The 8,768-nt window shown below is 68.7% G+C and carries 10 protein-coding genes; 7 read left to right on the forward strand and 3 right to left on the reverse strand.

Features of this window, described 5'->3' with window-relative positions; genetic code table 11:
• Positions 1 to 89 precede the first annotated feature (89 nt).
• The 7 genes from A3Q7_RS0111285 (at position 90) to A3Q7_RS0111315 (ending at position 7,036) form a co-directional block, all read left to right on the forward strand.
• Complete coding sequence (locus A3Q7_RS0111285; RefSeq protein ID WP_018411989.1) at positions 90 to 1,112, forward strand: AAA family ATPase; 1,023 nt, start codon at positions 90 to 92, stop codon at positions 1,110 to 1,112.
• Positions 1,109 to 1,972, forward strand: coding sequence for a DUF58 domain-containing protein (locus A3Q7_RS0111290; protein WP_018411990.1), 864 nt, complete (start codon positions 1,109 to 1,111; stop codon positions 1,970 to 1,972). The genes A3Q7_RS0111285 and A3Q7_RS0111290 overlap by 4 nt, the downstream gene beginning before the upstream one ends.
• Positions 1,969 to 2,985 (forward strand): hypothetical protein, encoded by a 1,017-nt coding sequence (locus A3Q7_RS0111295; protein WP_018411991.1) that lies wholly within the window; start codon positions 1,969 to 1,971, stop codon positions 2,983 to 2,985. The genes A3Q7_RS0111290 and A3Q7_RS0111295 overlap by 4 nt, the downstream gene beginning before the upstream one ends.
• Before the next feature lie 31 nt (positions 2,986 to 3,016).
• Entirely contained in the window at positions 3,017 to 4,099 is a 1,083-nt protein-coding gene (locus A3Q7_RS0111300) for a vWA domain-containing protein (RefSeq protein WP_018411992.1), read from the forward strand.
• Positions 4,096 to 4,641 carry a hypothetical protein gene (locus tag A3Q7_RS0111305; protein ID WP_018411993.1) on the forward strand — a complete coding sequence of 182 codons (546 nt, stop codon included), beginning with the start codon at positions 4,096 to 4,098 and terminating at the stop codon, positions 4,639 to 4,641. Before A3Q7_RS0111300 ends, A3Q7_RS0111305 begins: the two co-directional genes overlap by 4 nt.
• 18 nt (positions 4,642 to 4,659) lie before the next feature.
• Positions 4,660 to 5,580, forward strand: a complete 921-nt coding sequence (locus A3Q7_RS0111310; RefSeq protein ID WP_018411994.1) for a vWA domain-containing protein — start codon at positions 4,660 to 4,662, stop codon at positions 5,578 to 5,580.
• A 217-nt stretch (positions 5,581 to 5,797) separates the two neighbouring features.
• Positions 5,798 to 7,036 (forward strand): OpgC family protein, encoded by a 1,239-nt coding sequence (locus A3Q7_RS0111315; RefSeq protein ID WP_018411995.1) that lies wholly within the window; start codon positions 5,798 to 5,800, stop codon positions 7,034 to 7,036.
• Here A3Q7_RS0111315 and A3Q7_RS0111320 read toward each other — a convergent pair.
• The 3 genes from A3Q7_RS0111320 to A3Q7_RS0111330 form a co-directional block, all read right to left on the reverse strand.
• Positions 7,020 to 7,799, reverse strand: a complete 780-nt coding sequence (locus A3Q7_RS0111320) for an SDR family NAD(P)-dependent oxidoreductase (protein ID WP_018411996.1) — start codon at positions 7,797 to 7,799, stop codon at positions 7,020 to 7,022. The two genes, A3Q7_RS0111315 and A3Q7_RS0111320, sit on opposite strands and share 17 nt — an antisense overlap.
• A 100-nt stretch (positions 7,800 to 7,899) precedes the next feature.
• Positions 7,900 to 8,229: a YnfA family protein gene (locus A3Q7_RS0111325; protein ID WP_018411997.1), complete on the reverse strand. Its 330-nt coding sequence runs from the start codon at positions 8,227 to 8,229 to the stop codon at positions 7,900 to 7,902.
• A gap of 256 nt (positions 8,230 to 8,485) precedes the next feature.
• Positions 8,486 to 8,768, reverse strand: a 283-nt coding sequence (locus A3Q7_RS0111330; RefSeq protein WP_018411998.1) for a transposase, incomplete at its 5' end; no start/stop codon positions are given.

The following is an 8,768-nucleotide window of genomic DNA, read 5'->3' on the forward strand; positions in this document are numbered from 1 at the left end:
ACTTGCCCGGGCGCGTCTGCCTAGACTGCGCCGACCGACGACCGCGGACGCCCGCCGCGCCCGCAGCGTGCACCACACGAGGAGACCGCATGAACCGAGAGGAACATCTGCAGGACTGGCGCGAAGCCGCCCTGCGCATCGAGAGCGAAGTCCGCAAGGCGGTGATCGGTCAGGACGGCATCGTGCGCCTGATCAATGTCGCGCTGTTCGCCCGCGGTCACGTGCTGCTCGAAGGCGATGTCGGTGTGGGCAAGACCACCGTGCTGCGCGCGTTCGCGCGCGCCATCGGCGGCGACTTCGAGCGCGTCGAGGGCACCGTCGACCTCATGCCCAACGACCTCGTCTATCACACCTATGTCGATGGCGACGGCAAGCCGCGCATCGAACCCGGTCCGCTGCTGCGCCACGGCGAGCGACTCACCACCTTCTTCTTCAACGAAATCAACCGCGCGCGCCCGCAGGTGCAGTCGCTGCTGCTGCGCGCCATGGCCGAGCGATCGGTGTCCGCCTTCAACCGCGAGTACCGCTTCCCGCACATGACGGTGTTCGCCGACCGCAACAAGGTGGAGAAGGAAGAAACCTTCGAGCTGGCCTCCGCCGCGCGCGACCGCTTCATGTTCGAACTGCGCATGGAAACGCCGCGCGAGCCTTCGGTGCGGCGGGCGCTGGTGTTCGATACCGCCTTCCACGACGTCGATGCGCTGATCGACACCGTTGCCCCGGGTGGGGTCGACGCTTTCCAGCTCAATGCGATCGCCGCCCACATCCAGCGCAGCGTGAGCGCGAGCGAGGCGCTGGAGCGCTATGTGATGGACCTGTGGGACGCGAGCCAGAATCCGGCGGCCTTCGACATCCGCATCGAGGGCGTGGACATGAAGCGCCTGATACTGGCCGGCGCCAGTCCGCGCGGCATGAGCGCCATGCTGCGCGCGGCGCGCGTGGTGGCGTGGCTGGATGGCCGCACGCATCTGCTGCCGGACGACGTGCGCGCCATCCTGCCTTCCACGCTGGGCCACCGCGTGTTCTTCACGCCGGTATACGAAATGCGCCGCGCACAGATCGCCGATGCGCTGATCGCGCAGATCATCGACAAGGTGGCCACACCGCGATGACGCACGTGGACACGGTGCAGGAGTTCCACTACCGGCTGCCGCAGCGCAGCGCAAGCGCGCGCCCGGGCGCGCACCCGGGCAGCAGCCTGGGTTCGGGTCAGGAATTCGTGTCGCACATGAGCTTGTACGACCGGCCGGACCCGCGTCGGCTCGATCTGCGCGCCAGCCTGCGCAGTACCACCGGCGACTGGCTGGTGCGGGTTAACCGGCAGCGCGTGGGTGTGACCGTGCAGGCACTGGTCGATGTGTCGGCTTCGATGGACTTCGGCGCGCAGCGACGCAAGCTCGACCTCGCGGCCGACTTCGTCGAATCGCTGGCGCACAGCGCGTTCCGTGTCGGCGACGCGCTCGGTCTGCGCGCCTTCGATCACGCGGAGCGCATCGACCTGACGGTGCCCGCCACGCTCAGCCGCGGTCTGGCCGGGGTGATGGCGGACAGCCTGCGCCGGTGCGACACCGCACCCGGCGGCATCGAAGGGCTGGAGGACGTGGTGCAGCAGATGGGCGGCCGCGAATCGCTCGTATTCATCGTGAGCGATTTCCACTGGCCGCTCGACCGCCTCGGCGTCGTGCTGGACCTGCTGGCCCACGCCTTCGTGGTGCCGGTGGTGCTGTGGGACCGGGCGGAAACAGAGCCTCCACGCAGCGATGCCATCGCCGCGCTGCGCGACGCGGAAACCGCGGCCCGGCGCACGCTGCTGCTGCGTCCCCGGTTGCGCAGTCAGTGGCGCGACGCAGTGGCGACGCGACGGGGTGAACTCGACGCCCTGTTCACCGCGCACGACGTCCGCCCGTTCTGGATGACCGGCCACTTCGATGCCGATGCGATGTCCGACTATTTCCTGGAAGCCGCCGCATGAAGCACTTCATCCGCGCACTGGCGTGCGCAGGCCTGCTGCATGTCCCGCTTGCCGGCGCCGACCCGCTGCCCGCCACACCGGCCGACGTCACCGCAGCGCCGGACGCGACCTCAGCACAGACGGAGACCTCCGAACCCGTGGCAGAACCGGCACCCGGCGCATCCGCCGCGCCGGCTGCAGCCCCATCGCCTCCGGTCCGCCCGGCCGGTCCGGTCGCGCAGGTCGAGCAGCCGCGCGCCTGGGGTCACAGCATCGGCGATGTGCTGAGCCAGCGCGTGCTGCTGCAGGTAGAGGGACGCACGGTCGATCTGCCCCGCTTGCCCGACCCCGGACGCATCGGCGTCTGGCTGGAACGCCGCCCCGCCCGCATCGAAACCGACGCCGAAGGGCGGCGCTGGCTGCGGCTCGACTATCAGCTCATCAATGCGCCACAGGCGCTGACCGCGGTTTCGCTGCCGGCGCTGGAACTGCGCACCGCTGCCGGCATCCTGCAGGTACCCGCGTGGCCGGTCAGCGCCGCACCGCTGACCCCTCGCAGCGCATTCGCCGAAGGCGCTTTGCACACCTTGCAGCCGGACCGCGCGGCGCCGGCCATCGACACCGCGCCGCTGCGCCAACAGTTCCTGCTGTGGAGCGCGCTGTGCGGCACTCTGCTGCTGGCCTGGGCAGGCTGGTTCGCGTGGCGCAACTGGCGCAGCGCGCGGTCACTGCCCTTTGCCCGGGCGCTGCGCGCGCTGCGTGTGCTGGGCGACGACACGCCGGAAGCCTGGCAGGTGCTGCATCGCGCCTTCGACCGCTGCGCCGGTGCCAGCCTGCAAGCCGCCTCGCTGCACCGCCTGTTCGAACGCGCACCGCAGTTCGTCCCGCTGCGCGCCGACATCGAACGCTTCTACGCGGCCTCCGCGGCGCGCTTCTTCGGCGGGCACGCGGCGATGCCCTCGACGGCCGCAGCGATGTCGCCGCGCGCACTGGCGCAGGCACTGGCCAGCATCGAACGACGGCACGAATCATGAACAGCCTGACGCATGTGCCGGGGGCGATGGCATGACCCTGTCCGGCTTCGATTTCGCACAGCCCTGGGCGCTGCTGCTGCTGCCTCTCGCCGCACTTCCGCTGCTGCGCCGGCGCGGTGACAGCCTGGTCTTCCCCACGCTGGCATGGCTGCCGGACGACCGGCTCGGCCGCCTCATGGGCTTCGTCGGCCGCGCGCTCGCGGTGCTGGCAATCGCGAGTACGGTACTTGCGCTGGCCGGGCCCGGCACGCCGGAAACCACCGTGATGCGCACCGGTCGCGGCGCCGAAATCATGATCCTGATGGACCGCAGTCGCAGCATGGATGCCAAGATGAAGCCGAGCGACTGGCGCTCCATCGACCCGCACTCGCTGTTGCACCAGATGGATTCGCGCGGCCAGCCGAAATCGGAAGCGGCGCGCGACCTGCTGTCGGCTTTCGTCGAACGGCGACCGGACGATCGCTTCGCGCTCATGTTCTTCAGCGCCGGCCCCATGCACGTGGTGCCCTTCACGCAGCACGACGCCGTGGTGCAGGCCGGCATACGCGCCGGCGGCATGGGCCGCGGACTGTCCGACACCCATGTCGGGCGTGCCCTGGTGGCCGCCATCGAGACATTCGAACAGCGCGCCTATACCGGCAGCCGCATCATCCTGCTGGTGACCGACGGCGGCGCGCACCTCGATGAACCGACGCGCAAGCGCATCCGCGAGGGATTGAAGGCGAATCGCGTCGCGCTGCACTGGCTCTACCTGCGTACGCTGAACGCGCCGGAACTGGGTGCCGAGGCAAGCGCGCCACCACCGGCCGCCGAAGGCGACAGCATGGAAGCGATCGAGGCGCGCAACGTCTATCACGCGCAGGAGTCGGTGCCCGAAGTGTCGCTGCACCGCTTCTTCATGTCGCTGCCGGTGACCTACCGCCTGTATCAGGCGGACAACCCGGACGATCTGGCAAAGGCGGTGGCCGAGGTCGGGCGGCAACAGAACTTCCCGCTCGACTTCGACGAGCGCATACCGCGGCAGGACCACAGCCGCGCCGTTTTCGCGGTGGCCGCGCTGTGCTGCGCGCTGCTGCTCATCCATCGATCCCTGCTGTTGCGGAGCTGGCTGTGAAACGACTTACCCTGCATATCGCATTCGGCGCAGCCACGCTGCTCAGCGCGGCGCTGGCCGCGCATTCCGCGCTGGCGCTGCGTCAGGCCCGCCAGGTCAATGCCGCCATCGCGGCCGGCGGTGCGCCCGAGGCCGACCTGCCGGAAGCGCGCTTCGCCCACGCGCTGTCGCTGTCGCACCGCGAAGGCGACGACAGCGGCGAAGCCGCCACGCGCGCCTGGAAGGCTCTCATTGCAAGCGAACGCGCCGACCTGCGGCAGGCAGCACGCTACAACCTCGGCAATCTGCACATGCGCGCCGCACTGGCGCAGGGCGACGAAGGCATCGCCGACGCCCTGCCGCTGATCGAACTGGCCAAGCAGCGTTACCGCGATGCGCTGCGCGAACGGCCGGACGACTGGGACGCGCGCTACAACCTGGAACGCGCGCTGTGGCTGGCGCCCGAGGTCGAGTCGGTGGCGCAGGCGGAGGACGACACGGGCCAGGCACCGCGCGAACGCGTGGTGACCACGCTGCAGGGCGTGCGACTGGAACTTCCCTGAACCGGCTGCGAGGTCACCATGCGATTCGCCACCCTGCTGCACCGCCTGCTGTCCAGTCTGGCCGAGCGCGATGCGCGCATGCTGATCGCGGCCTTCCTGCTGCTGCTTGCAGCCGCGCTATTGCCACCCATCGCGATCGAGCGCGACAGCTGGGACACCGTGGTGGTGTTCGATCTGACGCAGAGCATGAATGTCGAGGACTACGACACGAACGGACAGCCGGTCAGCCGGCTCGCCTATGCCCGCGAGGCAGCGAAGCGCGCGCTGCGCGACCTGCCCTGCGGTTCTCGCGTCGGCTGGGCCGGCTTCGCCGAGTACCGTACGCTGCTGCTGCTGGCGCCGGTCGAAGTCTGTACCTACTACGGCGACCTGGTGGCGTCGCTCGAGCACATTGATGGCCGCATGCGCTGGGGCAATTCGAGCGAGGTCGCCAAGGGGGTGTTCTGGTCGGTGCGGGCCGCGAAGCAGCTCGGCGCAGGCACTCAGGTGGTGTTCGTCAGCGACGGTCAGGAAGCGCCACCGCTGCGCGACGGCGACCGGCCCGGCTTCGACGATATCAAGCCCGGTGAAGTGAGCGGCTGGATACTGGGCGCTGGCGGCGATGCGCCGCGCCCCATCCCGAAAAGCGATGATGACGGACGCCCGGTCGGCTACTGGAAGGCGGCGGAAGTGATACAGCGCGACAAGGTGCTGCCGGACGGTCGCCGCGTACCGGGTACCGAGCACCTGTCCGCCCGGCGCGAACCGCACCTGCGCGCACTGGCGCAGCAGGTCGGCTTCGGCTACGCAGCGCTGGACGACGCGCAGGTCATGTCGCGCGCCATGAAGCATGAAGGCGCTGCGGTGAAGCGGCCGGTGCCGACCGCCCTCAACGCGCTTCCCGCGGCGCTCGCGCTGTTGCTTCTGGCACTGCGCTTCCGCCCCGGACGGCGGCGCTGAGGACGTGTTCCCGGACGCTGTCGGCGCACGCTGACAGCGCGCTTCCTGCCCGTCCGTCTCCGTTAGCCTTGCGCCGCGCTAGCATTCGCCAGCGTCAATCGAACACGCCATGCCGAGCCCTGCGGGCGACGACATGCTTTCCTCTGGATATCGGAGCCCGGATGCGGACGGCTGTCCCGACGCATGCGGCCTATCCGTCAGCACGGAGCTTGCAACGATGGCTTACGCTTCCCGGCCCGCGGCACGCGACCTGCGCGTCGACTTCTTCCGCGGCATCGCACTGGTCTGCATGTTCTGGGACCACCTGCCCGGCAATCCACTCGGTCTGCTCACGCTGCGCAACTTCGGCCTCAGCGATGCCGCGGAGCTTTTCGTGTTCCTCGCCGGCTATGGCGCCATGCTGGCCTACGGTCGCCTCTATCTGCGGGATGGCTATTTCGCCGGCGCCACGCGACTGCTGCGCCGCGCCTGGATACTTTACGTCGCCCACATCTTCCTGCTGGCACAGTTGATGGCCGTGGTGTTCTTCGCCAACGAGCATGTGCATACACGCGACTTCATCGGTGAAATGGGGCTGGGCTACTTCCTGGAATCGCCACAGCATGCCTTGCTGGCAGGCGTGCTGATGCAGTTCAAGCCGGTGTTGATGGACCCGCTGCCGCTGTACGTGCTGCTGATGACCGCGATGGCCGGGGTACTGCCACTGCTGGTGCACCGACCGATGTGGGTGTTGCTGCCGTCCTGCCTGCTGTGGCTGTTCGAGAAACAACTGGGGCTGAATCTTCCGGCGGCGCCCGAAGGAGTGTGGTTCTTCAATCCGCTGGCCTGGCAGTTCCTGTTCTTCATCGGCGCGGTGTGTGCGCGGCCGGCACCGTTCTTCCGCTGGCGCCCGGTGGAACGCCGCATCGCCGGCTGGTTCGCGCTCCCGTTTGTCGCGGCCTTCCTGCTCGCCAGCCTGGCGCTGGTGCTGTCCTGGCGCTATCCGGCGCTGCATGAGCTGTACATGCCGCCGCAGGTGGCGTCGCTCATCTACCCGATCAGCAAGACCGACCTCGACCTGCTGCGCGTCGTACATTTCCTCGCTCTGGCCTGGCTGGCGACCTGGCTGCTGCGCCCCGGCCGCTGGCTGCACAGCGCACCGGCCGCCGCCCTGCACTGCATGGGCCGGCACTCGCTCGAAGTGTTCTGCCTGAGCGTACTGCTCGCGCCCATGGCCGACGCGGCGGGCGCGCTGGCTGGCGATACATGGCCGGTGCAGGTGGCGTCGGGCCTGCTTGGCGTGCTGCTGATGACGCTGTTCGCGGCCTGGCTCGACCGGCTGGCCGCTGTCCGTCGCCGCGGCCCGCAAGCGAGCATGTCGCCGCCGGTCCTTTCGTCGGCCGCGATGCGCCCGCGCGGCGGCGCGACGAACATTCCGGTCGGCGCGGTGGCGTCGCCAATCAGAACGCGCTCTTGACGGTGCCGCCATCCACCCGCAAGGCGGCACCGGTGGTGGCCGAGGCGAGCGGGCTGGCGACATAGGTCACCAGCGCCGCCACCTCCTCCGGCGTGGCGAAGCGCTTGATCAACGACGTGGGCCGCACCGTCTCGAAGAAGGCACGCTCGAACTGCTCGAAGGTCTGGCCCGCATCGCTGGCCAGCGCCTGCACGAAGTCTTCCACGCCGCGCGAACGGGTCGGCCCCGGCAACACGCTGTTCACGGTGATGCCGGTGCCGGCCACCGATTCGGCGATGCCGCGCGCGATCGCGATCTGCGCCGACTTGGTCATGCCGTAATGCACCATCTCGGCGGGAATCTGCACGCCGCTCTCGCTCGATATGAAAATGATGCGCCCCCAGTTGCGGCGCTTCATGCCCGGCAGCACCAGCCGCGACAGGCGCGCGCCGCTGAGCACGTTCACATCGAAGAAGCGGCGCCAGTCCTCGTCCGGGATGTCCTCGAACGCCCTGGGCTCGAAGATGCCGAGGTTGTTGACCAGGATGTCGATATCCGGATGCTCGCGTACCACAGCTTCCGCCACATCGGCCAGCGACAGGTCGCCGGCAAAGCCGATGGCGCCGGGACCGAGCCTGGCCACCGCCGCATCCACGGCTTCGCGGCCGCGTCCGTTCACGATGACGCGTGCCCCTTCCTTCAGCAGCGCTTCGGCGATGGCGTAGCCGATGCCCGCCGTGCTGCCGGACACCAGTGCCAGACGGTTGTTCAGTTGCAGGTCCATGATGATCCCTTATCGATGAAAGCGGCGCCGCCGGGCGCCTTCAAGGTTCAAGGGGCAAGTGCGATGAGAGCCTTGCCGTGTCGACATTGCAGCGTCACGGTCAGTCGCGCGGAGCGAACATGATGATGGCCATGCCGGCGAGCGCGACCGATGCACCGACGACATCCCACGGATGCAAAGGTTCGCCATCGACCTGCCACAGCCAGAGCAGCGCGACCGCGACATAGACACCGCCGTACGCCGCATACACCCGGCCCGCCGCGGTCGGATGCAGGCTGAGCAGCCATACGAAGGCGCACAGCGCGGCCGCCGCCGGCAACAGCACCCAGGCCGGTGCCCGCGACTGCAGCCACAAGCCGGGAAGGTAACAGCCGATGATTTCAGCAAGCGCGGTGGCGACGAACAGCGCCGCGGTGGAGAGCGGATTCAAGATGTCGGACTCGGATACAGGTCTTTCGTCCGCACGGTACAGGGGTCGAGGCGGGCGCGGCAAGGTGCATCGGCGATCGCTGCCCGCCTCCCCTCTCCTGCCTCAGTTGGAGAGGGGCGGGTACAGTGGGAGCGGGCTTGCCCGCGATTGCAGCCTCGAACGAAGCCCGCAGGCCACACACGCCCCATCACGGCCAGAGGCCGCTCCCACAACAGCTCGCCCAGGCCGCAAACGGAGCCCGATTTTGTGGGAGATTCTATGTTCGGCCGCAAGCGTTTTCGTGTTGTTTCGGGACATAGTCGGCCGCGTTCTTCATCACAGAGAAGGCAACGCGAGCGAGTTTTCTTGCCAGCGCAACCAGCGCCTGGGTGCGGCTGAATCCGCGCTGGAGCATGCGCTGGTAGAACGGCTGCCAGGTCGTGGATCTGCTGGCCGCCATGGCGGCGTTGTAGAGCAGGCGGCGCATCTCCGAGTCCCCCTTCTTGCTCAGCGCACGGCGTCCGGTCTTCTTGCCCGAATCGCGCACGCTGACGTCCATG

This window comes from Methyloversatilis thermotolerans, from assembly GCF_000372885.1.
In the GTDB taxonomy this organism is placed as follows: Bacteria; Pseudomonadota; Gammaproteobacteria; order Burkholderiales; family Rhodocyclaceae; genus Methyloversatilis; species Methyloversatilis thermotolerans.

Excerpts from the sequence above, each read along its gene's own strand:
- A3Q7_RS0111300 (WP_018411992.1), top strand. The coding sequence starts at position 3,017 with ATGACCCTGTCCGGCTTCGATTTCGCACAGCCCTGGGCGCTGCTGCTG.
- A3Q7_RS0111315 (WP_018411995.1), top strand. The coding sequence starts at position 5,798 with ATGGCTTACGCTTCCCGGCCCGCGGCACGCGACCTGCGCGTCGACTTC.
- A3Q7_RS0111310 (WP_018411994.1), top strand. The coding sequence starts at position 4,660 with ATGCGATTCGCCACCCTGCTGCACCGCCTGCTGTCCAGTCTGGCCGAG.
- A3Q7_RS0111320 (WP_018411996.1), bottom strand. The coding sequence starts at position 7,799 with ATGGACCTGCAACTGAACAACCGTCTGGCACTGGTGTCCGGCAGCACG.
- A3Q7_RS0111285 (WP_018411989.1), top strand. The coding sequence starts at position 90 with ATGAACCGAGAGGAACATCTGCAGGACTGGCGCGAAGCCGCCCTGCGC.
- A3Q7_RS0111290 (WP_018411990.1), top strand. The coding sequence starts at position 1,109 with ATGACGCACGTGGACACGGTGCAGGAGTTCCACTACCGGCTGCCGCAG.
- A3Q7_RS0111295 (WP_018411991.1), top strand. The coding sequence starts at position 1,969 with ATGAAGCACTTCATCCGCGCACTGGCGTGCGCAGGCCTGCTGCATGTC.